At 70.3% G+C, this 26,825-nt stretch carries 27 protein-coding genes; 17 read left to right on the top strand and 10 right to left on the bottom strand.

Translation table 11 applies throughout. The features are described from left to right. Positions 1–174: 174 nt before the first annotated feature. Complete coding sequence (locus SLW52_RS07615) at positions 175–966, bottom strand: undecaprenyl-diphosphate phosphatase (RefSeq protein WP_320739886.1); 792 nt, start codon at positions 964–966, stop codon at positions 175–177. 223 nt (positions 967–1,189) lie between these two features. Between SLW52_RS07615 and glnA the strand changes: the two genes are divergently transcribed. The 7 genes from glnA to SLW52_RS07580 all read left to right on the top strand — a co-directional run bounded on the left by glnA (position 1,190) and on the right by SLW52_RS07580 (position 9,152). Beyond that, positions 1,190–2,599, top strand: a complete 1,410-nt coding sequence (gene glnA / locus SLW52_RS07610) for a type I glutamate--ammonia ligase (protein ID WP_017908900.1) — start codon at positions 1,190–1,192, stop codon at positions 2,597–2,599. A gap of 325 nt (positions 2,600–2,924) precedes the next feature. After that, the gene (locus SLW52_RS07605; RefSeq protein WP_010341076.1) at positions 2,925–3,263 is read left to right on the top strand and encodes a P-II family nitrogen regulator; all 339 of its coding nucleotides are present in this window, start codon (positions 2,925–2,927) and stop codon (positions 3,261–3,263) included. Positions 3,264–3,282: 19 nt separating this feature from the next. Beyond that, positions 3,283–4,728 (top strand): ammonium transporter, encoded by a 1,446-nt coding sequence (gene amt, locus SLW52_RS07600; protein WP_170268085.1) that lies wholly within the window; start codon positions 3,283–3,285, stop codon positions 4,726–4,728. A 328-nt stretch (positions 4,729–5,056) separates the two neighbouring features. Beyond that, positions 5,057–6,094, top strand: coding sequence for an ATP-binding protein (locus tag SLW52_RS07595; protein ID WP_170268086.1), 1,038 nt, complete (start codon positions 5,057–5,059; stop codon positions 6,092–6,094). A gap of 10 nt (positions 6,095–6,104) precedes the next feature. Then, on the top strand, positions 6,105–7,535 hold the full coding sequence (ntrC, locus tag SLW52_RS07590; RefSeq protein WP_267097614.1) for a nitrogen regulation protein NR(I): 1,431 nt from the start codon (positions 6,105–6,107) through the stop codon (positions 7,533–7,535). 326 nt (positions 7,536–7,861) lie between these two features. Then, entirely contained in the window at positions 7,862–8,440 is a 579-nt protein-coding gene (locus SLW52_RS07585) for a superoxide dismutase family protein (RefSeq protein WP_043095424.1), read from the top strand. A 79-nt stretch (positions 8,441–8,519) separates the two neighbouring features. After that, positions 8,520–9,152, top strand: a complete 633-nt coding sequence (locus SLW52_RS07580) for a superoxide dismutase family protein (protein WP_320739885.1) — start codon at positions 8,520–8,522, stop codon at positions 9,150–9,152. A gap of 146 nt (positions 9,153–9,298) precedes the next feature. On the opposite strand, the gene SLW52_RS07575 is transcribed toward SLW52_RS07580, so the two are convergent. Both SLW52_RS07575 and SLW52_RS07570 read right to left on the bottom strand, forming a co-directional pair. Then, a complete protein-coding gene (locus SLW52_RS07575; RefSeq protein WP_152237156.1) occupies positions 9,299–9,865 on the bottom strand; it encodes an NADAR family protein in 567 nt (188 codons plus the stop codon). 212 nt (positions 9,866–10,077) lie between these two features. Then, on the bottom strand, positions 10,078–10,965 hold the full coding sequence (locus tag SLW52_RS07570) for a hypothetical protein (protein WP_320739884.1): 888 nt from the start codon (positions 10,963–10,965) through the stop codon (positions 10,078–10,080). 105 nt (positions 10,966–11,070) lie between these two features. Here SLW52_RS07570 and SLW52_RS07565 point away from each other — a divergent pair, with 105 nt between their 5' ends. Beyond that, positions 11,071–12,351 carry an acetyl-CoA C-acetyltransferase gene (locus SLW52_RS07565; RefSeq protein ID WP_026143786.1) on the top strand — a complete coding sequence of 427 codons (1,281 nt, stop codon included), beginning with the start codon at positions 11,071–11,073 and terminating at the stop codon, positions 12,349–12,351. A gap of 159 nt (positions 12,352–12,510) precedes the next feature. Further along, a complete protein-coding gene (locus tag SLW52_RS07560; protein WP_267093284.1) occupies positions 12,511–13,080 on the top strand; it encodes a hypothetical protein in 570 nt (189 codons plus the stop codon). Positions 13,081–13,308: 228 nt separating this feature from the next. Here the strand turns inward: SLW52_RS07560 and SLW52_RS07555 are convergent, their stop codons facing one another. The 3 genes from SLW52_RS07555 to SLW52_RS07545 form a co-directional block, all read right to left on the bottom strand. Continuing rightward, complete coding sequence (locus tag SLW52_RS07555) at positions 13,309–14,577, bottom strand: heme biosynthesis HemY N-terminal domain-containing protein (protein WP_017908649.1); 1,269 nt, start codon at positions 14,575–14,577, stop codon at positions 13,309–13,311. Next, positions 14,574–15,554 carry a uroporphyrinogen-III C-methyltransferase gene (locus SLW52_RS07550; RefSeq protein ID WP_320739882.1) on the bottom strand — a complete coding sequence of 327 codons (981 nt, stop codon included), beginning with the start codon at positions 15,552–15,554 and terminating at the stop codon, positions 14,574–14,576. The genes SLW52_RS07555 and SLW52_RS07550 overlap by 4 nt, the downstream gene beginning before the upstream one ends. A 112-nt stretch (positions 15,555–15,666) precedes the next feature. After that, on the bottom strand, positions 15,667–16,449 hold the full coding sequence (locus tag SLW52_RS07545) for a uroporphyrinogen-III synthase (protein ID WP_267097617.1): 783 nt from the start codon (positions 16,447–16,449) through the stop codon (positions 15,667–15,669). A gap of 33 nt (positions 16,450–16,482) precedes the next feature. Between SLW52_RS07545 and SLW52_RS07540 the strand changes: the two genes are divergently transcribed. The 5 genes from SLW52_RS07540 (at position 16,483) to SLW52_RS07520 (ending at position 19,557) form a co-directional block, all read left to right on the top strand. Next, positions 16,483–16,953 carry a YiiD C-terminal domain-containing protein gene (locus SLW52_RS07540; protein WP_043094080.1) on the top strand — a complete coding sequence of 157 codons (471 nt, stop codon included), beginning with the start codon at positions 16,483–16,485 and terminating at the stop codon, positions 16,951–16,953. Between the two features lie 45 nt (positions 16,954–16,998). Continuing rightward, a complete protein-coding gene (locus SLW52_RS07535) occupies positions 16,999–17,418 on the top strand; it encodes a hypothetical protein (RefSeq protein ID WP_026144149.1) in 420 nt (139 codons plus the stop codon). 53 nt (positions 17,419–17,471) lie between these two features. Next, entirely contained in the window at positions 17,472–17,906 is a 435-nt protein-coding gene (locus tag SLW52_RS07530) for a rhodanese-like domain-containing protein (RefSeq protein WP_017907746.1), read from the top strand. 88 nt (positions 17,907–17,994) lie between these two features. Next, positions 17,995–18,513 carry a protein-export chaperone SecB gene (gene secB / locus SLW52_RS07525; protein ID WP_017907745.1) on the top strand — a complete coding sequence of 173 codons (519 nt, stop codon included), beginning with the start codon at positions 17,995–17,997 and terminating at the stop codon, positions 18,511–18,513. Positions 18,514–18,531: 18 nt separating this feature from the next. Then, the gene (locus SLW52_RS07520) at positions 18,532–19,557 is read left to right on the top strand and encodes an NAD(P)H-dependent glycerol-3-phosphate dehydrogenase (RefSeq protein ID WP_148829788.1); all 1,026 of its coding nucleotides are present in this window, start codon (positions 18,532–18,534) and stop codon (positions 19,555–19,557) included. Between the two features lie 176 nt (positions 19,558–19,733). On the opposite strand, the gene SLW52_RS07515 is transcribed toward SLW52_RS07520, so the two are convergent. After that, a complete protein-coding gene (locus SLW52_RS07515; RefSeq protein WP_017907743.1) occupies positions 19,734–20,306 on the bottom strand; it encodes an Ax21 family protein in 573 nt (190 codons plus the stop codon). 244 nt (positions 20,307–20,550) lie between these two features. Further along, positions 20,551–21,195 (bottom strand): TetR family transcriptional regulator, encoded by a 645-nt coding sequence (locus tag SLW52_RS07510; RefSeq protein ID WP_320739880.1) that lies wholly within the window; start codon positions 21,193–21,195, stop codon positions 20,551–20,553. Positions 21,196–21,239: 44 nt separating this feature from the next. Between SLW52_RS07510 and SLW52_RS07505 the strand changes: the two genes are divergently transcribed. Beyond that, the gene (locus tag SLW52_RS07505; RefSeq protein WP_320739879.1) at positions 21,240–21,929 is read left to right on the top strand and encodes a DUF1349 domain-containing protein; all 690 of its coding nucleotides are present in this window, start codon (positions 21,240–21,242) and stop codon (positions 21,927–21,929) included. A gap of 87 nt (positions 21,930–22,016) precedes the next feature. On the opposite strand, the gene SLW52_RS07500 is transcribed toward SLW52_RS07505, so the two are convergent. Beyond that, positions 22,017–22,496 (bottom strand): tRNA (cytidine(34)-2'-O)-methyltransferase, encoded by a 480-nt coding sequence (locus tag SLW52_RS07500; protein ID WP_017907740.1) that lies wholly within the window; start codon positions 22,494–22,496, stop codon positions 22,017–22,019. 41 nt (positions 22,497–22,537) lie between these two features. Beyond that, on the bottom strand, positions 22,538–23,014 hold the full coding sequence (locus SLW52_RS07495) for a hypothetical protein (RefSeq protein ID WP_320739878.1): 477 nt from the start codon (positions 23,012–23,014) through the stop codon (positions 22,538–22,540). Between the two features lie 414 nt (positions 23,015–23,428). On the opposite strand from SLW52_RS07495, the gene SLW52_RS07490 reads away from it, so the two are divergent. Continuing rightward, the gene (locus tag SLW52_RS07490; RefSeq protein ID WP_320739877.1) at positions 23,429–26,302 is read left to right on the top strand and encodes a pitrilysin family protein; all 2,874 of its coding nucleotides are present in this window, start codon (positions 23,429–23,431) and stop codon (positions 26,300–26,302) included. 124 nt (positions 26,303–26,426) lie between these two features. Then, positions 26,427–26,744 carry a DUF4156 domain-containing protein gene (locus tag SLW52_RS07485; RefSeq protein ID WP_017907737.1) on the top strand — a complete coding sequence of 106 codons (318 nt, stop codon included), beginning with the start codon at positions 26,427–26,429 and terminating at the stop codon, positions 26,742–26,744. Positions 26,745–26,825 lie beyond the last annotated feature (81 nt).

The following is a 26,825-nucleotide window of genomic DNA, read 5'->3' as shown; positions in this document are numbered from 1 at the left end:
GGTGCGCGAAGCGCTTAGCCCGATCTGACATTGCGAAGCTTCGCCCGTACCCTCATCCGCCCCTGCGGGGCACCTTCTCCCGACGGGAGAAGGGAAAAGCCGTAGCCCCTCTCCCCTCGGGAGAGGGGTTGGGGTGAGGGTCCGGCGCGCGCAGCGCCTCGCCGACTCAACCCCTCAGGCCGCCGGCAACCACAGCAGCAGCGCCGCGCCCAGCACGATCCGGTACACCGCGAACGCGGTGAAGCGGTGCGACTTGATGTAGCCCAGCAGCCACTTCACCACCACGAAGCCGGTGACCATCGAGGCGACGAACGCCAGGGCCACGTCGCCCCAGTTCTCGCTGCCCAGGCCGCCGTCCTTGTACAGCTCCAGGAACGAATACGCGCTGGCCGCGAACATGGTCGGAATGCCGACCAGGAAGGCGAACTCGGCCGCGGCCGAGCGCTTGCTCAGGCCCAGCAGCATCGCCAGGAAGATCGTCGCCGCCGAGCGCGAGGTGCCGGGGAACACGCCGGCCACCACCTGCGCCAGGCCGACCGCGATGGCCACCGTCCAGGTCACCGTCTCGCGCTCCGGCATGCGCGCAGCGAAGTACTCGGCCACCAGCATCCACACGCCGCCGATCACCAGCGCCCAGGCCACCGGCTCCACATTGTCGGGCAACTGCCAGCCGGCCTTGCGCACCACCAGGCCGACCACCGCGGTGACCAGGAAGGCGGCGCCCAGCTTGAACGCGTAGTCGCGGTTGGCGCGGTCGCCCAGGCCGGTGGCCAGGTCCCACAGGCGCTGCCGGAACACCAGGGTGGTGGCCAGGATCGCGCCAGCCTGGATCACGATGTTGAAGAAGTCGGACCGGTGGCCGAGCCAGCGCTCGGCGATCAACAGGTGCCCGGTGCTGGAAATGGGCAGGAATTCGGTCAGGCCTTCGATGATGCCCAGCAGCAGGGCCGACAACAGATCGCTCATGGAGGAGGGGGTCGCTTTGGGGGAGGGGAAGCTGCGCAAGGATAGAGCATCCGCCTCGCGCACAAATTTGGTGCGTTCAGGTGTGAATGCACCACTAAAGTGCAGTGCATTTGCATCCTTCGCGTGCACGCTTCAGCAGAATCAAGGGCTTGTGAGTGCCACACGCTTGGCATGGCGATTGCTGATACTCGCCCACGCCCTTCACAACCCGAGGTTGCATCGAATGTCTGCGGAAACTATTGAGAAGCTGGTCAAGGACAACAAGATCGAGTTCGTCGACCTGCGCTTCGTCGACATGCGCGGCGTGCAGCAGCACGTCACCTTCCCGGTCAGCATCATCGAGCCGGCGCTGTTCGAGGAAGGCAAGATGTTCGACGGCAGCTCGATCGCCGGCTGGAAGGGCATCAACGAGTCGGACATGGTCCTGCTGCCCGACGCCGACACCGCCTTCGTCGATCCGTTCATGGCCGATCCGACCCTGGTGCTGACCTGCGACATCCTCGACCCGGCCACCATGCAGAGCTACGGCCGCGACCCGCGCGGCGTGGCCAAGCGCGCCGAGGCCTACCTGAAGTCCAGCGGCATCGCCGACCAGGCGTTCTTCGGCCCGGAGCCGGAATTCTTCATCTTCGACGGCGTGCGCTTCGGCAACGAGATGGGCCACACCTTCTTCAAGATCGATTCGGAAGAGGCGGCCTGGAGCAGCGGCAGCAAGATCGAAGGCGGCAACAGCGGCTACCGTCCGGCGGTCAAGGGCGGCTACTTCCCGGTGCCGCCGACCGACTCGCTGCAGGACCTGCGCGCCGAGATGTGCAAGACCCTGGAGCAGGTCGGCATCGAAGTCGAAGTGCACCACCACGAAGTGGCCACCGCCGGCCAGTGCGAGATCGGCACCAAGTTCAACTCGCTGGTGAAGAAGGCCGACGAGCTGATGATGATGAAGTACATCATCAAGAACGTCGCCTACCGCAACGGCAAGACCGCGACCTTCATGCCCAAGCCGATCGTCGGCGACAACGGCTCGGGCATGCACGTGCACCAGTCGCTGGCCAAGGGCGGCACCAACCTGTTCTCCGGCGACGGCTACGGCGGCCTGTCGCAGATGGCGCTGTGGTACATCGGCGGCATCTTCAAGCACGCCAAGGCGATCAACGCCTTCACCAATTCCGGCACCAACAGCTACAAGCGTCTGGTCCCGGGCTTCGAGGCGCCGGTGATGCTGGCTTACTCGGCGCGCAACCGTTCGGCCTCGTGCCGCATTCCGTGGGTGTCCAACCCGAAGGCGCGCCGCATCGAGATCCGCTTCCCGGATCCGCTGCAGTCCGGCTACCTGACCTTCGCCGCGCTGATGATGGCCGGCCTGGACGGCATCAAGAACCAGATCGACCCGGGCGCGCCCAGCGACAAGGACCTGTACGACCTGCCGCCGGAAGAGGAGAAGCAGATCCCGCAGGTGTGCTCCAGCCTCGACCAGGCGCTGGAAGCGCTGGATGCCGACCGCGAGTTCCTCAAGGCCGGCGGCGTGTTCACCGACGACTTCATCGACGGCTACATCGCGCTGAAGATGCAGGAAGTGACCAAGTTCCGCGCGGCCACGCACCCGCTGGAATACCAGCTGTACTACGCCAACTGAGTTCCACGCGCGGCGATGGCGAAGGCTTCCCCTCCCTCCTTCGCCATCGCCGCCACCTGCCCGGCTGGGGAGCCGCGCAGGTGGTCCGCGCCCACCATCGCGTCATCGAGTGTCCAGGGCATGGACCGCGCAACAGAGCGCTTGCGTGCCGTGGGCCACGTTCCCTCCCACGTCGCCGTCGCCGCCGCACCTTGGGTGCGGTGGGCCACGGCGTGATCCACGGAACGCATCGCGCAGCAGCACCCGCGCCGTTCGCGGCGCGGTCGATGGGCCCAGTGCCGGTCGGCCTTCGGCGGCCGGTTCCTTCCACCAACGGGGTATGCGCATGAAACTGATCACCGCCATCATCCGGCCATTCAAGCTCGACGAGGTCCGCGAGGCCTTGTCGCAGGCTGGGGTGTCCGGCATCACCGTCACCGAGGTCAAGGGCTTCGGTCGGCAGAAGGGCCACACCGAGTTGTATCGCGGTGCCGAGTACGTCGTCGACTTCCTGCCCAAGATCAAGATCGAGACCGTGGTGACCGACGAGCGCCTGGATGCCGTGGTCGAGGCGATCCAGGGCGCGGCCGGCACCGGCAAGATCGGCGACGGCAAGATCTTCGTCACCGCCATCGAGCAGGTCGTCCGCATCCGTACCGGCGAAATCGGCGCCGATGCGCTCTAACCCCACCTTGGAGCCCTTCATGAAGACAGGTCTGTTCGCCGGGTGGAAGGCCCGGTTCTACGCGGTATGCATGCTGATGCTGGTCAGCGCGATGGCGGTCGGCATCCCCGGCAAGGCCTTCGCCCAGGCCGAAACCACCCCGGCGCCGACGCCGGACGTGGTCACCGAACAACTGACGCCGCCGCCCGCACCGGCCGCCGCGCCGGCCGCGGCCGCGGCCACGCCGGCGCCGGTGGTGGACAAGGGCGACGTCGCCTGGATGCTCACCTCCACGCTGCTGGTGCTGCTGATGGTGGTGCCCGGCCTGGCGCTGTTCTACGGCGGCATGGTCCGCGCCAAGAACGTGCTGTCGGTGCTGATCCAGGTCGGCGTGGTGTTCTCGCTGATCGCGGTGCTGTGGGTGGTGTACGGCTACAGCCTGGCGTTCGCCGATGGCGGTCCGTTCATCGGCACGCTGCACAAGGCGCTGCTGGCCGGCGTCGACACCACCACGCTGGCCGACACCTTCTCCAAGGGCTTCAAGCTGCCGGAGTACGTGTTCGTCGCCTTCCAGCTGACCTTCGCCGGCATCACCGGCGCGCTGATCGTCGGCGCCTTCGCCGAGCGGGTGAAGTTCGCCGCGGTGCTGCTGTTCGTGGTCATCTGGTTCACCTTCGGCTACCTGCCGCTGGCGCACATGGTGTGGTCGGCCCCCGGCTTCCTGTTCGGCAAGGGCGCGCTGGACTTCGCCGGCGGCACCGTGGTCCACATCAATGCCGGCGTGGCCGGTCTGGTCGGGTCCTACTTCGTCGGCAAGCGCCTGGGCTTCGGCCACACCGCGCTGAAGCCGCACAACGTGACCCTGACCTTCGTCGGCGCCTCGCTGCTGTGGGTGGGCTGGTTCGGCTTCAACGCCGGCTCGGCGCTGGAAGCCAACGCCACCGCCGCACTGGCCTTCCTCAACACCCTGCTGGCCACCGCCGCGGCGGTGCTGGCCTGGTCGCTGACCGAGAAGGTGATCAAGGGCAAGTCCTCGGCGCTGGGCGTGGCTTCGGGCATGGTCGCCGGCCTGGTCGGCATCACCCCGGCCGCCGGCACCGTGGGGCCGTTCGGCGCCATCGCCATCGGCGTGGCCGCCGGCGTGATCTGCGTGTGGGGCGTGACCGGGCTGAAGAAGCTGCTCAATGCCGACGACACCCTGGACGTGTTCGGCGTGCACGGCGTCGGCGGCATCGTCGGCGCGATCCTCACCGGCGTGTTCACCGACAAGGCGCTGGGCGGCATGGGCTACGCCGAGGGCGTGACCATGGGCCACCAGGTGCTGGTGCAGGCCGAAGGCGTGCTGATCACCGTCGGCTGGATCGGCGTGGTCTCGGTGGTCGGCTTCCTGATCGCCAAGCTGGTGATCGGCCTGCGCGTGCCGGAAGACGCCGAGCGCGAGGGGCTGGACATCACCTCGCATGGCGAATCGGCCTACGAGTTGTGAGTTTCGCCGGCCCGCGACGGCGGTCGCGGGCCTTGTCGCAGTACGTGTGGCCGGCGCTGGTGGCCGGTCCACGCGGCCGCGGCCTTCGCCGGCGCTTCCTGGGGGGAAGCGCCGGCCATTCTCAAAAGATCGAGGTATTCCGCGTGGCCATTCGCCTCGCCACACCCCCGGCTTTCCGCAAGATTCCTGGTTGCGTCGTGATGCAGGGCCGGGTGGCACCACCCACTGGTCGTCAGGCGGCTGCGCGACGCGCCATCCGCAAGGGCAGCGGCCGCGTCATGCGCCGCATGCCCGTGTCGCCTGCCTGGCTTTGCACTACATTGGTGCAATGACCATGAACACCACGCCGCCCCCGCTTTCCGCCCTTGGCACCCCGGTGGTCTGGGCCGATACAGACGGCCGCCTGCGCGGCGCCAATCCCGCTTTCGCGCGCTGGCTCGGGGTCAGCGTGCGGCGCCTGCTCGACCAGCCGCTGGCCTCGCTGGAAGTGCAGGGCGATGCGCTCGCACGGTTCCTGCGCAACGACGAGCGCGATGTGCTGCGCCTGCACCGCATGGCCCTGGCCGTGCCCGGCGAGCCGCCGCGCTTCGCCGAGGGCTGGCTGTCGCGGCTGGACGACGGCGGCTGGCTGCTGGAAGCGCACCCGGTCGACGAATTCCCCACGCCGGACCCGGCGCAGGCCCTGCCGAACGCGCTCAGCGCGGCGCTCAAGGGCCTGGCCCACGAACTGCGCAATCCGCTGGCCGGGCTCAAGGGCGCCGCGCAGCTGCTGGCGCGCCGCGCCCAGCACCGCGACGAGGACGAGCGCGAACTGATCGAACTGATCGGCGCGGAGATCGAGCGCCTCAACAGCCTGCTCGACCAGTTGCTGTCGCCGGCGCCGGCGCGCCCGCACGCCATGCTCAACATCCACGCGGTGCTGGAGCGAGTGTTGCGCCTGGCCGAGAACGAAGGCGGCTGGTCGGTGCGCCTGCAGCGCGACTACGACCCCAGCATCCCCGAATTCCTCGGCGATGCCGACCGCCTCACCCAGGCGGTGTGGAACCTGGTGCGCAACGCGATCCAGGCCGGCGCGGCGCAGGTCACCTTGCGCACCCGCGTCGAGCACGGCCAGCGCATCCGCGACCGCGTGCACGCGCGCGGCCTGCGCCTGGAGATCGTCGACGACGGCCGCGGCGTGCCCGAGGAACTGGCCGAGCACCTGTTCCTGCCGCTGGTCAGCGGCCGCGCCGAAGGCAGCGGCCTGGGCCTGGCGCTGGCCCAGCAGGTGGCGCGCGAGCATGCCGGCTCGCTGACCTACCGCTCCCGCCCCGGCCACACCGTGTTCACCCTGCTGCTGCCGCAGCGCGCAGCGGACACCGATTAGGAGCACTGCGATGACCGACTCCCTGCAAGGAACGCAACGTATCTGGGTGGTCGACGACGACCGTTCGGTGCGCTTCGTGCTGTCCACCGCGCTGCGCGACGCCGGCTACAGCGTCGACGGCTTCGACAGCGCCGCCGCCGCGCTGCAGGCGCTGGCGCAGCGGCCCATGCCCGACCTGCTGTTCACCGACGTGCGCATGCCCGGCGACGACGGTCTGGTGCTGCTGGACAAGCTCAAGGCCGCGCACCCGCAACTGCCGGTGATCGTGATGTCCGCCTACACCGACGTGGCCAGCACCGCCGGCGCGTTCCGCGGCGGCGCCCACGAGTTCCTGTCCAAGCCGTTCGACCTGGACGATGCGGTGGCACTGGCCGCACGCGCGCTGCCCGATGCCGGCAGCGCCATCGCCGCGGCGCCGCCAGTGACCCCGGCCGGGCAGGGCAGCACCGAACTGATCGGCGACACCCCGGCGATGCGCGCGCTGTTCCGTGCCATCGGCCGGCTGGCGCAGGCGCCGCTGTCGGTGCTGATCAACGGCGAGACCGGCACCGGCAAGGAACTGGTGGCGCACGCGCTGCACACCGAGTCGCCGCGCGCGCGCAAGCCGTTCGTCGCGCTCAACACCGCCGCGATCCCGGCCGAACTGCTGGAGAGCGAACTGTTCGGCCACGAGGCCGGCGCCTTCACCGGCGCGCAGCGCCGCCACATCGGTCGCTTTGAGCAGGCCGACGGCGGCACCCTGTTCCTCGACGAAATCGGCGACATGCCGCTGCCGCTGCAGACCCGGCTGCTGCGCGTGCTGGCCGAGAACGAGTTCTTCCGCGTCGGCGGGCGCGAACTGATCCGGGTCGACGTGCGGGTCATCGCCGCCACCCACCAGGATCTGGAAGCGCTGGTCGAACAGGGCCGCTTCCGCGCCGACCTGTTGCACCGCCTGGACGTGGTGCGATTGCAGTTGCCGCCGCTGCGCGAGCGTCGCGCCGACGTGCCGCAACTGGCCGAGAACTTCCTGGCGATGGCCGCGCGCAAGCTCGACACCCCGCCCAAGCGGCTGGCGCCGGCGGCGCTGGACGCGTTGCGCGCCTATCCGTGGCCGGGCAACGTGCGCGAACTGGAGAACGTGTGCTGGCGCCTGGCCGCGCTGGCGCCGGCGGAAATCATCGATGCCGGCGACGTCGAGGCCGCCCTGCTGCGCGGCGGCCGCCGCGAGCGCAGCGGCGACGGCGGCGAGTGGGACACGCAACTGTCGGCCTGGGCGCAGCAGCGCCTGTCCGACGGCGCCGAGGGCCTGCATGCCGAGGCCCGCGAACGCTTCGACAAGGCGCTGCTGGAAGTGGCGCTGCGCTTCACCCAGGGCCGCCGCGCCGAAGCCGCCGCCCGCCTGGGCGTGGGCCGCAACACCGTCACCCGTAAGCTGGGGCCCGGGCGGCGGCGGCGCTGAGGAAGGAGCCGGGACCCGGGACCCGGGACAGCGCGGACTCAGGGGCGGACAGATGTGCGACATGCGCTTGCTGGACTCGGGACGGTAATTTCCGGTTCGCGCTCGTTTACACGCCAGGGGATTCGCTGTGGCATTGCCTCATGCGCCGCTGCGCTGACGCGTCGCTACGCTTTCCGGGTCCCGGGTCCCGGGTCCCGGGTCCCGGGTCCCGACCGCCACCGCACCAACAAGCCCCGCCTCCGGCCAGCTAGACTGCGCCCCGTGCACCTTCATGGGGCCTGCACGGCCGCCCCTCTAGTTTCGCCATGCCACAGGAGTCGATGTCGATGCGTTATGGATTGCCCCTCGCCGCGAGCGCCTTGTTGATGCTGGCCGCGTGCAGCAGCGCGCCGCCCAAGGCCCCGCCGCCGCCGCCGCCCAAGGCGCCGCCGCTGGCCAGTGCCGGCACCGTGCAGCAGGCGCAGGCCGTGCTGGCGCCGGCCTCCGGCAGCCTGGTCAGCGGCAAGCTGTCGCTGGTCGCCGCCCCCGGCGGCGTGCGCATCACCGGCACCCTCGGCGGCCTGCAGCCCAACCACAGCTTTGCCTTCCACGTGCACGAGCGCGGCGATTGCAGCGCGGCCGATGCCAGCAGCGCCGGCGGCCACTTCAATCCGCTCGGCGCGCCGCACGGCCGCGCCGGCAACGGCCCGCACCACGCCGGCGACATGGACAACCTCAACGCCACGGCCGACGGCACCGCGCAGATCGACGTGCTGCTGCACGGCGTGGTGCTCGGCGGCGGCGCGGCCAACGATATCGTCGGCCGCGCGCTGGTCGCGCATGCCGATCCGGACGACTACCGCAGCCAGCCGGCCGGCAATGCCGGCGCGCGCGTGGCCTGCGGCGTGATCCGCCCGCTGCGCTGACCTCGCATCGCTACTTCCGCCCGGGTCCGCCTGGGAGGTCCGTCCGCATTCCGCGGCTCTGCAACGAAGGAGAACCCCCGTGCGTCGTACCCTTCCCAGTCTGCTGTTCCTGGCCACCACCCTGGCGCTGAGCGCCTGCAAGCGCGAAGAACCCGCCACCACCCCGGCGGCGACCCCCGAACCCGCCGCCGCCCCGGCCGCGAGCGCACCGCCGGCCGCGACCAACGCCACCGGCAGCGCCAGCGCCAGCGCCGCGCTCAGCCCCACCCAGGGCAACGAAGTGGCCGGCGAGGTCAAGTTCACCACCGTCGACGGCGCCGTGCACGTCACCGGCACCATCACCGGGCTCAAGCCCAACAGCGAGCACGGCTTCCACATCCACGAGTTCGGCGACTGCAGCGCGCCGGACGGCAGCAGCGCCGGCGGCCACTTCAACCCGGCCAAGACCGAGCACGGCCAAGTCGGCAGCGATCCGCACCACGGCGGCGACATGCCCAATCTCAAGGCCGACGCCGAGGGCAAGGCGACCATCGATGCGGCGGTGTCCAACAACGTCAACATCGGCAAGGGCGACGGCTTCGACATCCTCAACCACGCGGTGATCGTCCACGCCGACCCGGACGACTACAAGAGCCAGCCCACCGGCAACGCCGGCGGCCGCCTGGCCTGCGGCGTGATCAAGGGCGATGCGGCGGCTGCGCCGGCGCAGTAAGTGCACGCTGGATGACGTTCGTGATGGCGGCGTCCGTGTTGCGGGCGCCGCTGTCTTTCGCTTCCTGGATCCGCTGATATCCGGAAAGTGGCTCCAGTGGCGTCGGATCGAGGCTGCATGAAGCAGAGCGGCATCGTGTGTCGCGCTCAGCGAGGATCTGATTCCGCCAGTCGCCGGCGGACCTCCATCAGGGCGAAGCCCAGCAGGTTCTCGCCCTGCCACGTCGTGGGATCGGCGGCGCGCGGGTCGTCCGCCGCCAGGCCGATGCCCCAGATCCGGTCGACCGGACTGGCTTCGACCAGCACCCTGTCGCCGGTCCCGAGCAGGAAGGTCTTCAGCGCCGCGTGCTGGCCGAATTTGCCCAGGTTGCCCGCGATGACCAACTGCATGCGGGCATCGCGCCAGGTGGATTCATCGAAACCCTGGATCTCCCGCCCGATCGCCTTGGCTTCTCCGGGATGCGCGGCGGCCAGAATGCGGGCACAGGCGGCATGGTCGCCGAACAGCCGCGCCTTGCCGGCCATCATGTAATGCTCGGCGGTGGGGTAGGTCACCGAATCGAGCACGAAGGGCGCCTCGAACCATTGGCTGAAACAACTGCGGTCGATGGCGCCGGGCTGCCTCGGCGTATGCCCCCAGAAGTGGACGAACTTGAGGGGTTCGCCCGCCTGCTGCCGTGCGCACAGCGCTTCCACGGTCAACACGGTGTGCATGGATGTCCCCGCTGGAAATCAAGTTCGTCTGCACTGCTGCAACCCTGCGATGCCAGGGCAGCGCCGCGGATGCTGCGACATGCCGTTGCGACCGCCTGTTGCCGCGTCAGCCCGGCATCGCGGTCTCTCTGCAACGCGCGCCTGCCCGCATGCCACCGCTGGCCCGCTTGCTCCGGTCGAGCGGCGCAAGCCAGTGGAAGTGCCGACGCGGCTCAGGCCGCCAGCAACGCCTGCTTGGCGTCCTGCCCGCTCTCGCAATGCACGTACAGCACCCGCAGGCCGTGGGCCTCGAGTACCGCGGCCAGTTGTCGCTGGCGCGCCAGGTATTGCTCATAGACCCGCTGCAGGCGCTCGCAGTCCTGGCGGTCGTAGGCGTAGTGCGCGCACCAGCTGGCCGGGTCGAACAGCGCCATGCGCACCTCGCCTTCGCGGTAGCGCAGCAGCGGCTCGGGCGGGGCCTGCAGCCATTCTTCCTGGTCCGGCGCCAGCAGCGCGGTCTCGATCAGCGGCCACAGCGGTGCCAGACCCTGGTTGTCGTACTGCATGGACATCATCGCCGCCAGGTCGTGGCCGGTCAGGTAGCGGGCGTGCTCGATCTCCGCGCCAAAGCCCTTCTGCGCGAGCAGCGCGGTATCGGCCTGCGCCATGCCCTGCGCCAGCAACACGTCCTCCAATGCCTCGGCCACGGACTGCACGGTGTCGGCCGGGCCGCTGAGCAGGAACGGCACCACCCGCAATGCGCCGCCGCGCAGGCCGGCATCGGCCTGGAACGGCAGCGGCACGCTGCCGTCGGCATCGGTGCCGAAGGCCAGCAGTCGCGGGCCGTCGTGACGGCCGGGCGCGCGGGCGGCGAGTTCCTCCAGGCGCCGGTGCAGCGGCCAACCCGGACGCAACGCTTCGGCCGGGTCGAAATGCGCGCCGGCCAGGCTCAGTTCCAGTTCGCGCACCGCCGGCACCAGTTGCGCCAGGTCGCGGCCGACCTTCTCGGCCAGTTCGGCGGCCTGCGCATGCGGCAGCGCCGGGTGCGCCGGTTCGCGCCCGGAGGACAATTCCAGGGCGATGACCCCGTGGGCGTGGCGAGTGGCGGAGGCTTGGGTCATGGGATTGGCGGTTGGCCCGTCGCGGGCGCATAGCTACACTCGCTTCATTATGCCTGCGCTACCGTGCAGGCCATGTCCCCGACTCCCCTCGCGCGAGGTAATCCCATGCCAGCAGCCCGTCCCGTCGCCATTCTCGGCGGCGTCCGCATTCCGTTTTGCCGGCAGAACACGGCGTATGCGGATGTCGGGAACCTCGGCATGTCGGTGCGCACGCTGGGCGCGCTGGTCGAGCGTTACGGGCTGCACGGGCAGCAGCTGGGCGAAGTGGCGATGGGCGCGGTGATCAAACATTCCAGCGACTGGAACCTGGGCCGCGAGGCGGCGCTGTCCTCCGGGCTGTCGCCGCTGACTCCGGGCATCACCCTGCAACGCGCCTGCGGCACCAGCCTGGACAGCATCATCACCGTCGCCAACAAGATCGCGCTGGGGCAGATCGAGTCGGGCATCGGCGGCGGCTCGGACACCACCTCCGAAGTGCCGATCGTCTACGGCAAGAAGCTGCGCGCGCGCCTGCTGGCGGCCAACCGTGCCAAGAGCACCGGCGACAAGCTGCGCGCGCTGACCCGCGGCTTCAAGTTCGCCGAGCTCAAGCCCGAGTTCCCGGGCGTGGCCGAGCCGCGCACCGGCAAGAGCATGGGCGACCACTGCGAGGACATGGCCAAGCAGTGGAACATCTCGCGCGATTCGCAGGACGCCTGGGCGGTGTCTTCGCACCACAAGCTGGCCGCCGCCTACGAGCGCGGCTTCTTCGCCGACCTGATCGCGCCGTTCCGCGGCGTGGAGCGCGACAACATCCTGCGCGCGGACACCTCGCTGGAGAAGCTGGCCACGCTGAAGCCGGCGTTCGACAAGGTCAGCGGCCGCGGCACCCTGACCGCGGCCAACTCGACCCCGCTGACCGACGGCGCCGCCGCGGTGTTGCTGGCCTCGGAAGAATGGGCGCAGGCGCATGGCCACGTGCCGATGGCCTACCTGCGCGATGCGCAGGTGTCGGCGGTGGATTTCGTGCACGGCGAAGGCCTGCTGATGGCGCCGACCGTGGCCGTGCCGGAGATGCTCAAGCGCCATGGCCTGCGCCTGCAGGACTTCGACATCTACGAGATCCACGAGGCCTTCGCCGCGCAGGTGCTGTGCACCCTGCGTGCCTGGGAGAGCGAGGATTACTGCCGCACCCGGCTCGGCCTGGATGCGCCGCTGGGGCAGATCGATCCGGCCAAGATCAACCCGGTGGGCTCGTCGCTGGCCACCGGCCATCCGTTCGCCGCGACCGGCGCGCGCATCGTCGCCACCGTCGCCAAGCAACTGGTCGAACGCGGCGGCGGCCGCGCGCTGATCTCCATCTGCACCGCCGGCGGCATGGGCGTGGTGGCGATCGTCGAACGCTGAGCGTCACCGCGCGCTGGCACTCGTGCCGGCGTGCGCCGCGCCACGGCCTTCGGCCCTGCGGCGCCGCCCCGGCGCTGACCGCGCCGCATCCGTCGCGCTACCATGCCCGCCGATTCGCCTGCGTCACGCGGGCGCCACGGCGCGCAGGGGGCGCAGGCCATGACCGAGCAGGGCAGTTTCAATCCGTACCAGGCGCCCAGCGTCGCCAGTCCGTCCAGCCTGCCGCCGCCGTTGCCGGGCGAGACGTTGTGGCGCGATGGCACGGATTTGCTGTGCCTGCGGGATGCGCCGTTCCCGCCGCACTGTGTGAAGTGCGGGGCGGCGCTGGGCAACGACGAACTCAAGAAGCGCACCTTCTACTGGCACGCGCCGGGCTGGTACGCGCTGATCCTGGTGAGCATCCTGGTCTATGCGATCGCGGCGCTGGTCGCGCGCAAGCGCAGCAGCCATGTGCTCGGGATGTGCGCGGTGCATCGGCGTCGGCGCAACCGGTACATCCTGTTGATCGCCGGTGCCTTCCTGGTTGGCCCGCTGCTGGGATTCGCCGTCGGCGGTGAGAGTGGGTTCTGGCTGGGAGGCGCCGTGTTCCTGGTCATGCTGATCTGGGGCATGTTCGGCGCGCGCATCCTGGTGCCGCGGCGCATGGACGAGCGCTACGCGCGCTACAAGGGCCTGGCACCCGCGTTCCTGGCGCGCCTGCCTGCGCTGCCGCCGGCCTTGCGGCGCTGAGCGGACGGACGCGGCCGGCCTACCTTCGGATGCGATGACCGGCGCGCCGCCGGCCTGGGCACACGACGCGGCCCAGGCCTTCTGCCGTGCTCCTCTTCGCTGATCGGCGCAGGAGCGATGCGCGTGCGCTGCCGCGTCCGGAAGCAGCCATGACGCGCTTTCGCCGCGGATCAGCGTGCCCGGCCTGGTCTTGCAGGCTCGGCCATCTCTGACAACACCGGGACGGACTCAACCCTCCAGCCGCGGGAATCCATGGTCGTCGCGGCGTTCCGTGCTGTCCGGCGCCGGCGCGATCGGGGTCACCGGCGCGACCGGCTCGGGCAGCGGCTGCGCGATGTCGCCGCGCTGCACGCGTAGCGCATTGGCGTAGCAGCGCTGCGCCGCGAGCATGTCGCCGGCGTCGGCATAGCCGTCGCCGAACACCTCCCAGGCCTCGGCACCGGCACCCAGCGCCAGCGCGCGGTGCAGGAATTCCTCCGCCTGCGGCCACTGCTGCTGGCGGCTGGCCAGACGCGCCAGGGTCAGCAGCAGCGCCGGGCTGTCCGGATGCGCCTGCAGCCAGCGCTGCGCGCTGGCGCGGCGCGAATCGTACTTCTCCACCGGCAGGCGCCCGTACAGCGCGGCCAGGCCTTCGTCCCAGCGCGTGTCCAGCGCCTGCTCCAAGCTGCGCAGCGCCGCATCGTCCCAGCGCAGGGCGGCCGCGCGCACCGCGTAGGCGGCGACCACCGCCGGCTCGCTGCGCAGCGATTTGGGCAGGCTCTCCCAGCGCTCGGCCAGGGCATTGGCATCGGCGGCCTGGTCCAGCGAGGCCGCGGCCAGGCGCGTTTCCAGCGTGGCGATCGCCTCCAGCGGCAGCGCCTGCTGCTGGCGGATCGCGCCGAGCTGGCCGTAGGCCTCGCCGGCACGACCGATGCGGGTCAGTGCCTCGGTGCGCAGCAACAGCCCGCGCGGCGGCAGCGGCTGCGCCGCGGCCACGTCCAGCGCATTGATCGCATCGACCGGGCGCTGCTGCTCCAGATGCAGTTCGGCCAGCAGCAGTGCATGCGCGGCGGGATCGCGTTCGGCCAGGCGCCGCAGGTGGCGCTCGGTCGCCTCGCGGTCGCCGCGCGCATCGGCCGCGCGCACCGCGGCGATCAGGGCGATGGCGCTCACCTCGGGGTCTTCGGCGGCGGCGTTGAGCTGCTTCTCGGCCCGCGTCCACTGGCCGGCGTGGGCGGCGGCCAGGCCGTCGAGCAGGCGCGCGCGCGACTGCTTGCGGCGGCGCCGGCCCCAGGCGCGGAACGGGAAACTGAGCACGTTCCACACCAGCCACAGCGCCAGGAACGCGATCACCAGCAGCAGCGAGGCCTGCGGCAGCGAGGCGATGTAGTCGGTGCCGCCGACGCGCACGATCACCTCGCCGAGCTGGCGCACCTGGTCCTGCCCCAGCCATTGCGCACCGATCACGCCCAGCGCGATGACGATCAACAGCACGATCAGGGAACGGAGGGATTTCATGACGGGCTCCTTGCGTCGCGCATCGCGCGCAACTGTTGCAGGGTGGTTCCGAGTTCGGGAATGGTCGGGCGCAGATCGGCATTGGCCAGGGTGCGCAGCGCGGCGCGGCGTTCGCGCAGTTGCGGCGACTCCGGCCACAGCCGCGACAGCCAGCGCCCGGCGCCGGCCAGGGCGCTGCGATAGCCACGCGTGTCGCCGCGTTCCAGCGCTGCGCGCGCCAGGGTCAGGTCGAGCTGCAGCGCGTCGTGGGCGGCCACGCGCTCCGAGCCGGCGGCCAGCACGCCGCCCTGCGAGGGGCGGATCTTCACCAGCGGCGCCAGCAGGCGCTGCCACAGCGGCTGCTGCGCGCTCTCCGGCAATTGCGTCGGCAATTTGTCCAGGCTGGTGGCGAAGGCATCCAGCTGCGCCGCCAGGCGCGCCTGCGGGCCGTCGCCCAGCGCGTCCAGCGCGGTACGTTCCTGCAACAGCGCCTGGCGCAGGTTGAGGAATTGCGGATCGTCGATGCCGTCCAGCACACCGCCGGCCAGCGCGTAGGCACGCCGCGCGCCGGCCGCATCGCCGGCCAGCAGCAGGCGCTGCTGGCCCTGGTTGAGCAGCAGTTCGACCTCGTCCAGGCGCAGCGCCTGCGCGCCGTGACGGTTGGAATCGGCGAGCTTGGCGACATTGGCCTCCAGCAACGCGCTGCGCTGGCTCAGGCCGAGCATTTCGTCGCGCAGCACGCGGTTGGTGCTGGCCGCGTCCTGCAGCCGCTGCGCGGTGGCGCGCTGGTCGCGGCGCAGGCTGTCCTGGGCCTGCTGCAAGGCCTGCAGTTGCTGCTGCAGGTCCGACTGCTGGGCCAGTTCGCGCGCGCTGCGCGCCTGCCACCAGTCCCAGCCACGCCAGCCGGCGAACGCCAGCGCGGCCAGCGTGGCGAGCACCAGCAGCAACCAGATCCAGCGTGTGGAACGGCGAGGCGTGATCGGGATTTCGTCGGTCATCGGCAGCGTCCTGGGGGCCGTCGCCCGTCGCGAGCAAGGCGGCGGTCGGCGCGGCACCGCCGGAGCATGGCGTGAGCGGCACTGCGGCCGCAACCCGGGCGGCGGCCCGCGTTCAGCGAGGTGGCGAGCGCGTTACGATCGCGGCCGCTGCGGCGACCAACTGCTGCGGCATCGGTCCGGCCGCCTGGGCGACGTCGACGAACCCCAGGTCCGCGGCCAGGGTCGCCAGGCGCGCGCTGGCCGCGACCACCGGCCGTGCACGCCAGGCCCGGGCCAACTCCTCCGGCAACTGCGCCAGCAGCTGTTGCAGCGCCTCGCCGCTGCTCAGCGCCAGCACACCAGGCGGCGCCGCACGCAGGCGGGCCAGGTCGGCCGCGCGCAGTCGTACCGGTTCGCGCACGTACACGTCCGCGCGCAGCAGCGGGGTGCCGCGCGCCTGCAGGTGTGCGGCGATCAGGCCGCGGCCGCCGGGGGCGGTGATCAGTCCCACCGGCAGGTCGTGCGCGGACATTTCCGGCAGCGCCAGCAGGCCGTCGCTGTCCATCCGCGCCGGCGTCGCCACTTCGGCGATGCCGTGCTGGCGCAAGGCGCGCGCCGTGCCTGCGCCCACTGCCAGCCAGCACTGGCCGGGGCGTGCCGCCAGCGGCTGCAGCGCCGCGGCCGCGCGCACCGCCGCCGGGCTGCTGACGATGACCCGCGGCGCAGCCAGCGCCGCGGCCAGGGCCGCGCGGGTGGCGGGATCGGCGCGCGGCCGCAGCCGCCACGGCGACACCGCCAGCACCCGTGCGCCACAGCGCGCCGCGGCCCGCCGCAGCGGCGCGTGCTCGCCCTGCGGGCGCAGCGAGATCAAGGTCCAGGCCGGGGCGGCGGTTGCATGCGCGCTCATGCCAGGCATTATGCGAGCCCCCACCGGCAGCACAATCGCATCATGGCAGCGGATCTTTCCTTCGAGGCGTTCCTGCAGCAGTTGCAACGGCAGTTCCAGGCCATGCCGCCGGTGGCGGCGCTGCAGGTCGCCGTGCACGAGTATGCCGAGCAGCGCCTGCAGCTGGTCGCACCACTGGCGGCCAACCTCAACGACAAGGGCAACGCCTTCGGCGGCAGCCTGGGCTCGGTGATGACCCTGGCCGGCTGGGGGCTGGTCAACTGCGAGCTGCACCGCGCCGGCCTGCAGGCCGACGTCTACGTCGCCGACAGCCAGGTGCGCTACCTGTCGCCGCTCTACGCCGATCTGCATGCCCAGGCCAATGCCGATGCGGAGGCCGACTGGGCCGTGTTCGTGAATACCTTCCGCCAGCGCGGCCGCGCCCGCATCGGCATCCAGGCCCAGGTCGGCGCGCCCGGCGCGGCAGCGGCAGCGACCCTGAGCGGTCGCTTCGTGGCCCTCGCCAAGGGGTAGGATGCGCGGATCGCGCGCCCCGCGCGCCGCCACCTGGACGCCGCCATGCCCTCGATGTTCCGCGCGCTCGCGCTGCTGTTGCTGCTGGGCTGGACCGGCGCGGCCGTGGCCGGCAGCCGCGCGCAACAGCGCAAGCTCGACGATCTGCAGACCGCCTACGCCGCGGCGGTGCGCTGGAGCGAGTTCGAGACCGCCTGGCAGGTGGTCGACCCGGCCTACCGCCAGGCGCATCCGCTGACCGACCTGCAACTGGAGCGCTACCGGCAGATCCAGGTCTCCTCCTACAAGGTCGGCGGCGGGGCGGTCGGCGACGGCGAGGCGCTGCGCGAGATCGAACTGGGCGTGATCAACCGCAATACCCAGGCCGAGCGCATCGTCCGCTACCGCGAGCGTTGGCGCTGGGACCCCGAGGCCAAGACCTGGTGGCTGCAGGACGGCCTGCCGGACCTGTGGAACGGCCAGTAGCGCGGTCGCCGAGCTGTGCGACAATCGGCGCCCGCTTCCAGCCCCCGAGTCCCGTGAACTTCGAAGAACTGCTGGCCTTCGCCGGCCGCAACCCGATGCTGGCCCTGGCCCTGGTGGGCCTGACCATCGCCCTGATCGTCACCGAAGTGGCGCGCCTGTTCCGTGGCTACAAGAGCCTGCGGCCGGCGGAGCTGACCCGCCTGATCAACGCCGGCAATGCGGTGGTGGTCGACCTGTCGGCCTCGGCCGATTTCGAGAAGGGCCACATCGCCGGCAGCCGCAATGCCACCGCCAGCCAGTTCGGCCCCGAGCACAAGCTGGTGGCCAACGCCAAGGCGCAGCCGGTCGTGCTGGTCTGCCGCACCGGCACCACCGCCGACGGCGCCGCCAAGCAGTTGAAGAAGGCCGGCTTCGAGCAGGTCTACGTGCTGGAGGGCGGCATCGCCGCCTGGCAGCAGGCCGAGCTGCCGCTGGTCAAGGGCCGCTGAGACACCGCGTCCGGCCCGACCTCGAGGGTCGCGGCCGGCGTGTGATAATCCCGTTTCTTTCTGTTACCGAATCCACCGGAGTCAAGCAATGTCCGACCTCACCAACAACGGCGCCGCGGCGCCGGCCGACGCCGCGGCCGGTCCCGCTTTCACCATCGAGAAGATCTACGTCAAGGACGTGTCCTTCGAGTCCCCCAACGCGCCGTCGGTGTTCAACGACAACGCGCAGCCGGAACTGCAGCTCAACCTCAACCAGCGCGTGCAGCAGCTGAACGAGCAGGCCTTCGAAGTCGTGCTGGCCGTGACCCTGACCTGCACCGCCGGCGGCAAGACCGCCTACGTGGCCGAAGTGCAGCAGGCCGGCGTGTTCGGCCTGGTCGGCCTGGACCCGCAGGCGGTGGACGTGCTGCTCGGCACCCAGTGCCCGAGCATCCTGTTCCCGTACGTGCGCTCGCTGGTCAGCGACCTGATCCAGGCCGGCGGCTTCCCGCCGTTCTTCCTGCAGCCGATCAACTTCGAGGCCCTGTACGCCGAGACCCTGCGCCAGCGCGCGCAGCAGGGCGAGGGCCAGTCGCTGGCCGATTCGGAGCCGGCCGGCAACGCCTGAGCGCGTTCGCCGTTGCGCATGCGCGATAACGCCAAGAAGAAGATCGCCGTCCTCGGCGCCGGCTCCTGGGGCACGGCGCTGGCGTCGCTGACCGCACGGCACGGGTACCCGACCGTGCTGTGGGGCCGCGATGCCGTGGTCGCCGAGGCCATCGGGCAGCGCCACGAAAACCCGCGCTACCTGCCGGGGATCGCGTTGCCGGAGGGCCTGCAGGCCACCACCGACCTGGCGGCGGCCATCGATGGCGCCGACTGGATCCTGGTGGTGGTGCCGTCGCATGCGTTCACCGAAACCCTGCGCCAGCTCGCGCCGCTGCGCCCGGCGCAGGCCGGCGTGGCCTGGGCGACCAAGGGCTTCGAGCCCGGGTCCGGGCGTTTCCTGCACGAAGTGGCGCAGGAGATCCTCGGCGAGGAGGTCCCGCTGGCGGTGGTCACCGGCCCGTCCTTCGCCAAGGAAGTGGCCCTGGACCTGCCGACCGCGGTGACCGTGCACGGCGATGCCGCGTTCGCGCAGCAGGTCGCCGATGCGATGCACGGCCCGACCTTCCGCGCCTATACCGGCGACGACATGGTCGGCGCCGAGCTGGGCGGGGCGATGAAGAACGTGCTGGCGGTGGCCACCGGTGTGGCCGACGGCATGGAACTGGGCCTCAACGCCCGTGCCGGCCTGATCACCCGCGGCCTCAACGAGATGCTGCGGCTGGCCGCGGCGATCGGCGCCAAGCCGGAAACCCTGATGGGGCTGGCCGGACTCGGCGACCTGGTGCTCACCTGTACCGGCGACCTCTCGCGCAACCGTCGGCTGGGCCTGGCGCTGGGCCGTGGGCAACCGCTGCAGGAGGCGGTGCGCGCGATCGGTCAGGTGGTCGAGTCGGTGCAGACCGCCGACGAGGTGATGCGCCAGGCCGAGCGCCACGGCATCGATCTGCCGATCTCCAACGCGGTGCGCGCGGTCCTGCATGGCGAGCTGACCCCGGCGGTCGGCCTGCAGCAGCTGCTGGCGCGCGAACAGAAGCCCGAGTACCCGACCACCTTGTTCAGTTGATCCGGCTGCCGCCGGACACGAAAGCGCCCGGCCTGGCCGGGCGTTTGCGTGTCTGCATATCCGTGGGTCAGCGATGAGCCGGATCGGCAGGCAAAAAAAAGCCCGGTTGTGGGACCGGGCTTTCCGAACCGCGCGCGGCGGGAGAGAGAGACGACGCGCGCGGCGCTAGGCAACGCTTACCAGCTGAAGCGCGGGCCGACGAACCATTCCTTGTCGCCGTGGCGGTCCATCTTCAGGTCGGCGCTCAGGCCCCAGTTCTGGTTCAGCTTGGCCTGGGCGCCCAGACGGCCGTAGAAGGTGCCTTCCGGATTGACGCCGTCCTTCTTCAGGTAGTCCTCGTAACCACCCAGAGCATAGACTTCCAGGTACGGGTTGAACGCGGTGCGGATACCCGCTTCGGCGCTCCAGCCGTTGAACTTGGTGCCGTATTCCGGGGCGAAACGGTTGTAGGCCACGCGGGTCACCAGGTCGGTGCTGGTCGCGATCTCGTGGTTGTAGCCGGCGCCGACGCGCCACTGGTCGACGCGTGCGTCGGCAAAGTCGGTCTTCTGGCGGTTGAAGTCGCCGAACACGCTGAAGTTCGGGTGGAACGCGTAGGAACCCTTGACCGCCCAGCCGTCGGCATCGCCGCCGCTGGCGTCGGTCTTGACGTAGCCGGCTTCGGCATAGTTGTAGGAAAGGCCTTCGGCGGCCGAAGCGGCGAACGGCAGGGTGGCCAGGAGGCCGAGAGCAAGCAGAGAGGTCTTCATAATCGGGGTACCTTCGTTATTGGTTTGTCGGCGCTGAGGCGTGGGGCCGTTCGCTGCCGATATGTAAATTATCCGTTAGCGACCCGAACTCGCCCTGAATCCCAAACCGACCAGTCCATAAATTAAACGCCCCGTTCAGGCGCTCGCGATGCATTGTTGTGATGCGCGCCGTTGCATTCCAGGCAACAGGGAATTTCAGGACTGTCGGCGCAGGTGGCGACGCCCACCGCGTGCGAGCGGCACGCTACAGCGCGGCAAGCGTCTCGATCGCCGCGCGCACGCGCTGCCTGTCCATGGGCACGACCGAGCGGTGGATGGTCGCGCCTTCGATGAAGGCATCGATGGCGGCGGATGCGGCGACGGAGAACTGCGTTTCCAGGGCGGCCCGGCTCCTGGCCATCCACTGCTGCATGATCGCGGTCATCTCCGGATGCCGGCGGGCGAACGCATACAGTTCGTAGCTCAGCAGCAGCACCCGCGGGGACGCCGTCCCCTCGGCGAAGATGATGTTCACCACCGCCTCGCAGGCCTGGTCGCGGTTCTGCGCGGTGCGGATTTCGGCGGCGAAGTCGGCGGACACGTCCTGGGAGAAGCGGGTGAATGCGGCGACCAGCAGGTCGTGCATTGAGCCGAAATAGTAGGTGGTGGCGCTGAGCGGAACGCCGGCTTCCTCGGCGACCTTGCGGAAGGTGGTGCCGGTGACGCCGTGATCCAGGATCACCCGCAGCGCGGCCTGCTCGATCGCTTCCTTCCGGTGCGGATCCTGGCGCCAGGTCCTGCCGCTCATGTGTCCAACGCTGTCTCGACGAAGGCCGATGATCGCAGGTCGCGGTTGACGCCTCAATTGGTACGGATGTACAAATTCGCCGATGAGGTCGACGAAGGCCATCGCCGCGATGGCGCCTCCGAAACAGCGACGTGAGGAGCAGTGCGATGGCGAATTCCGGGGAGCAGGACGTGGATATCGGTCGTCGGGCGACCCTGGGTGGGCTCGCCGCCGGCAGCGTCGTGCTGGCGAGGGGTGCGCGCGCGGGGGCAGCTTCCGGCTGGGAGGCGGGCACCTGGCTCAACGCGCCCAAGGTCCATCGGATCCTGCCGGGCGGCGTGCTCGAGGTCGTCACCGACAAGGGCGGCGATTTCTGGCGCGAAACCCATTACGGGTTCACCCGCGACAGTGGGCATTTCCTCGGCATCGCCGCACCCGCGCGCTTCACCTGCCAATTGCGCGTGCGCGGCAAGTTCGAGCAACTCTACGATCAGGCCGGCCTCATGGTGCGGGTCGACGAGCGCCGCTGGGTGAAGGCCGGGATCGAACTGAGCGACGGCCGGCCGATGCTCAGCAGCGTATTGACCGACGGCCGTTCGGACTGGGCCACCGGCCCGTACGAAGCGGACGCGTCGGATTTCTGGATGCGCGCCACCGTGGACAAGGGCGTGCTGCGCCTGCAGGTCTCGCGCGACGGGAGATCCTGGCCGCTGGTGCGGTTGTGCCCGTTCCCGGTCGCCTCCTCCTACCTCGTCGGCCCGATGACGTGCACACCGGAACGGGAAGGATTGATGGTCCGCTTCTACGACTGGAGCCTGGGGCCGGTGCTGGGCAAGGACCTGCACGATCTGTCCTGACGCCTGCAGTGCCGTGGCGCGTGCCGCGTCAGCGATGCAGCGATAGAACACTGGATGGCGCGTTGCCAGGCGACGCGCGACGTACGCTCAGTCGGCGCCGGGAAAGCCCAGTTGCCGCCACGCCTCGAACACCACCACCGCGACCGCGTTGGACAGGTTGAGGCTGCGGTTGTGCGGCTGCATCGGCAGGCGCAGGCGCTGCGCGTCGGGCACTTGCTCCAGCACCGTGTCCGGCAGGCCGCGGGTTTCCGGGCCGAACAGGAAGGCGTCGCCGTCGGCGAAGGCGGGCGTGTCGTAGCGGGTGCTGCTGCGGGTGCTGAGGGCGAACAGGCGGCGCGGGGCGATGGCCTGCAGGGCCGCATCCAGCGACGCATGGACCTGCAATCGTGCGTACTCGTGGTAATCCAGGCCGGCGCGCTTGAGCTGACGGTCGCCGAGGTCGAAGCCCAGCGGCTCGATCAGGTGCAGTTGCGCGCCGGTGTTGGCGCAGAGACGGATGACGTTGCCCGTGTTGGGCGGAATTTCGGGCTGGTACAGCAGAACGTGCAGCGTTGGGGTGGCGATCATCGGCGCAGTGTACGCGCCGGCGCGGAGGCCTTGGTGCCGATTCAGCGCACCAGGCCGACCGCCAGGTCCTGGCCCAGCTTCTGCAGGCTCGGCTGCAGCTGCAGCATCGCGGTGTCCAGCGTCTCGCCGACCACGTCGCCGATCGCCAGCATGCTGCCCATGTCCGCATCCGGACGCACCTGCACGGTGGCCAGGGTCACCACGTGCTGGCTGGCGGCCTGCTCCTGGTTGCGCTCGGCGAGCTGCTCGGCCGAGGGCCGCACCTGCACCGCCGCCAGGGTGGCGATGCGACTGGACAGTTCGGCGTCGCGCTGGGCGATCTGCTCGGCCGAGGGGCGCACCTGCACCGCCGCCAGGGTGGCGATGCCGCTGGTCTGCTCGACGTTGCGCTGGGCGATCTGGTCGGCCGACGGGCGCACCTGCACGGTCTCCAGGGTGGTGATCTGCGCGGCGGCGAAGGACGGCGCGGCGAACAGGGCGGCGATGGCGGCGGTCAGGAGCAGGGCGGTGGTCTTCATGGCGGGCCTCGTTGGTGTTGTTGATCAGTGGTGTGGTAGTAAGGTAGTACACCTAATCAGGGGTTGCAAGAACTTTTTTGCGCCCGGTTGTTTTATTAAGCTTTCATTCACTTAATGCCGGTGGCTCTTGCGCTTGCGGATGTGTAAGCAGACCGCGTGCCAATTCCAAGTTTCTGTTTTTGAAAGAGAATTTTCCTTGGCGATGTGTCCGCGGGCGGACACCCGGGCGCTCGCGTACGCCGGACGCGGACAGCGCGGCGCCGTCGGAGGCGGTAGCCGACCCGCTGATGGGTCGGAGGTGACGCCGTTGCAGAAGGGCGTCAGCGACAACGGCGGACTGCGCGCCGTGCGGTACGCCCGGTACGATCGGCGTTCACCGGCTGTTTCACTCGCCCCAAGGAAGAAGGAATCCGCATGACCGTCTCGACCCGCCCGCGTGGCGCCCTGTTGGCCGTCGCCCTGTCCGTCGCGCTCGGCGCATTGAGCTACGCGCCGCCTTCGACGGCGGCCAGGCCTGCTGCCGCCGCGTCGGTGGATATCGCCTACGAGCAATTCACCCTGCCCAATGGGTTGCGGGTGGTGGTGCACACCGATCGCAAGGCGCCGATCGTGGCGGTCAACCTCTGGTACCACGTCGGCGCCAAGGACGAGCCGGCCGGGCGCACCGGGTTCGCGCATCTGTTCGAGCACCTGATGTTCCAGGGCAGCGAGAACCACCACGGCGAGTTCTTCGAGCCGTTCAAGCAGGTCGGCGTCACCGACCAGAACGGCACCACCAACAGCGACCGCACCAATTACTTCGAGAACGTGCCGACCACCGCGCTGGACATGGCGCTGTGGATGGAGTCGGACCGCATGGGCCACCTGCTCGGCGCCATCGATCAGGCGGCGCTGGACGAGCAGCGCGGGGTGGTGCAGAACGAGAAGCGCCAGGGCGAAAACCAGCCGTACGGGCAGGCCTGGAGCCGGCTGAGTCGCGCGCTGTATCCGGCCGGCCACCCGTACCACCACACCGTCATCGGCTCGATGAACGACCTCAACGCGGCGTCGCTGGCCGACGTGAAGCAGTGGTTCCGCACTTGGTACGGTCCCAACAACGCGGTGCTGGTGCTGGCCGGCGACATCGACGTGGCCACGGCCAAGGAGAAGGTGACGCGCTACTTCGGCGACATCCCGGCCGGCCCGAGCATGGCCCAGCCCAAGGTCGACGTGGCCCAGCGCAGCCAGTCCACCCGCGAGACCATGACCGACAAGGTGCCGCAGACGCGGATCTACCGCGTCTGGAACGTGGCGCAGACCGGCACCGAGGACGTCGACCGCCTGCAACTGCTGGCGCAGGTGCTGGGCGGCGCCACCTCCTCGCGGCTGGACCGGCGCCTGGTCCACCAGGACAAGCTGGTGGATATGGTCAGCGCCTCGGTCTGGCCGTCGCAGCTCGGCTCCGGCTTCGGCATCATCGCCATGGTCAAGCAGGGCGTGGACCCGGCCAGGGTCGAGGCGGCGATCGACGAGGAGCTGCGCCGGCTGCTGGACAAGGGGCCGGACAAGGCCGAACTGGCGCGCGCCAAGACCGCCTTCCGCGCCGGCTTCATCCGTGGCGTCGAGCGCATCGGCGGCTTCGGCGGCAAGGCCGACGTGCTGGCCGAGTGCGCGGTGTACACCGGCGACCCCGGCTGCTTCCGTACCTCGCTGGCGACCATCGCCGAGACCCGCCCGCGCGATCTCACCGCCGTCGGCCGCAAGTGGCTGGGCAAGGGCGACTACACCCTGCTGGTGCAGCCGGGCGAACGCGTGGCGCAGGCCGAGGAGCCGACGGTGCAACCGGCGCCGCTGAATCCGCCGCCGGTCGATCCCAAGTACCGCACCCTGCCCAGCGTGGTCGACCGCAGCGCCGGCCCGCCCAAGACCACCCAGTTTCCGAAACTGACGTTCCCGACGCTGCAGCGCGCGACGCTGAAGAACGGCACCACGGTGATTCTGGCCGAACGCCACGAGGTACCGGTGGTGCAGTTCAGCTACGAGTTCCAGGGCGGCTACAGCGCCGACCAGGGGCGCAAGCCGGGGACGGCCAACTTCACCATGGGCATGCTCGACGATGGCGCCGGCGAGCGCGATGCGCTGGCGTTCGCCGATGCGGCCGAGGCATTGGGGGCGTCGCTGGCGGCCGGCGCTGCGCTGGACGGCAGCAATGCCTACCTGTCGGCGCTGAAGGAGAACCTGGCGCCGTCGCTGGCGCTGTACGCGGACATGCTGCGGCGGCCGCGCTTCGCGCCGAACGAGATCGAACGGGTCCGCGCCAGCTGGATCGCCAGCATCCGCCAGGAGAAGGCGCAGCCCAACGGCGTGGCGATGCGGGTGCTGCCGCCGCTGCTGTACGGCGTCGGCCATCCCTACGCGATGCCGTTCAGCGGCATCGGCACCGAGGCGGCGATCGCGGCCCTGCAGCGCGAGGATCTGGTCGACTTCCACCGCGACTGGGTGCGCCCGGAGCACGCCACCCTGATCGTGGTCGGCGACACCACCCTGGCCGAGATCGTGCCGCTGCTGGACGCGCAGTTCGGCGACTGGAAGGGTGAAGGGACGGCGCCGTCGGTGCCGGTCCCGGCCCGCGTGGCGCGGCCGGCCAAGCCACGCGTGTACCTGATCGACCAGCCCGGCGCGGTGCAGGCCAACCTGTTCGCCTCGGAACTGGTGCCGCCGACCACCGATCCGGCGGCGGTCCGCTTCGACATCGCCAATGGCGTGATCGGCGGCGACTTCACCTCGCGCCTGAACATGAACCTGCGCGAGAACAAGCATTGGTCCTACGGCGCGCGCAGCGGCGCGGCCAGCGCCCTTGGCCAGCGGCCCTGGACCGCGTCGGCCCCGGTGCAGATCGACAAGACCGCCCCGGCGCTGCAGGAGATGTACAAGGAGATCAGCGCCTTCGCGAGCGGCAAGGCACCGCCGACGGCGGAGGAGGTGGCACGCATCCGAAACATCCAGACCCTGAGCCTGCCGGGCGCCTACGAGACGGCCAGCGCGGTGATGGGCGCGATCGGCGGCATCGTCCGCTATGGCCGCCCCGACGACTACGTGTTCAAGCGCAAGGCCGAGATCGAGGCGATGACCCCGGCGCAGGTGCGCGAGGCGGCGTCGATGCTCGACCCGAACACCTTGACCTGGGTGGTGGTGGGCGACCTCAAGCAGATCGAGGCGCCGGTGCGCGCGCTGAAGCTGGGCGAGGTCACCGTGATCGATGCCGACGGGGTACCGCAGGGCGGGGCGGCGGCCCCGGCGCCGCGCTGAGTGCGGCGGTGCGCGTTGGCGATGGCCGGCGCGCGCTGCCTGCCGGCGCCGGCAGGCCGACGGTGTCATGGCCGATTCAGCGTTTTGCGGCACAATCCGGATTCACCTGCCAACGGGCCCGTCCATGCGTCTACCGATCGCCTTCGTCCTGCTCGCCACGCTCGCCGGCTGCACCTGGGTGCCGATGGCGCCGGAAGGCAAAGGGGTGCGGGTCCTGCCGCCCGGTCAGGCCGCCAGCGGCTGCGAGAAGCGCGGCGAGGTGGTGGTGTCGGTGAAGAGCAGCGTCGGCTTCTACCAGCGCAACCCGCTGCGGGTGCGCGAGGAGCTGGAGACCCTGGCCCGCAACGAGGCGCCCGGCGTGGGCGCCAACACCGTGCAGGCGATGGGCGACCCGGTCGACGGCGACCAGCGCTTCACCGCCTACCAGTGCGGCGGCCGCTGAACCGCTCAGACCATACGCTTTCCGGGGATTTGTTAAAGATGCGGTAAAACGGTGTAACCGCTAGAATTGGCGCCCCCTCGC

Origin of the sequence: Xanthomonas sp. LF02-5 (assembly GCF_034105325.1) — a bacterium.
In the GTDB taxonomy this organism is placed as follows: Bacteria; Pseudomonadota; Gammaproteobacteria; order Xanthomonadales; family Xanthomonadaceae; genus Xanthomonas_A; species Xanthomonas_A sontii.
Note: the sequence above shows the minus strand (reverse complement) of the source record. Positions and strands in the feature narration are given on the sequence as shown.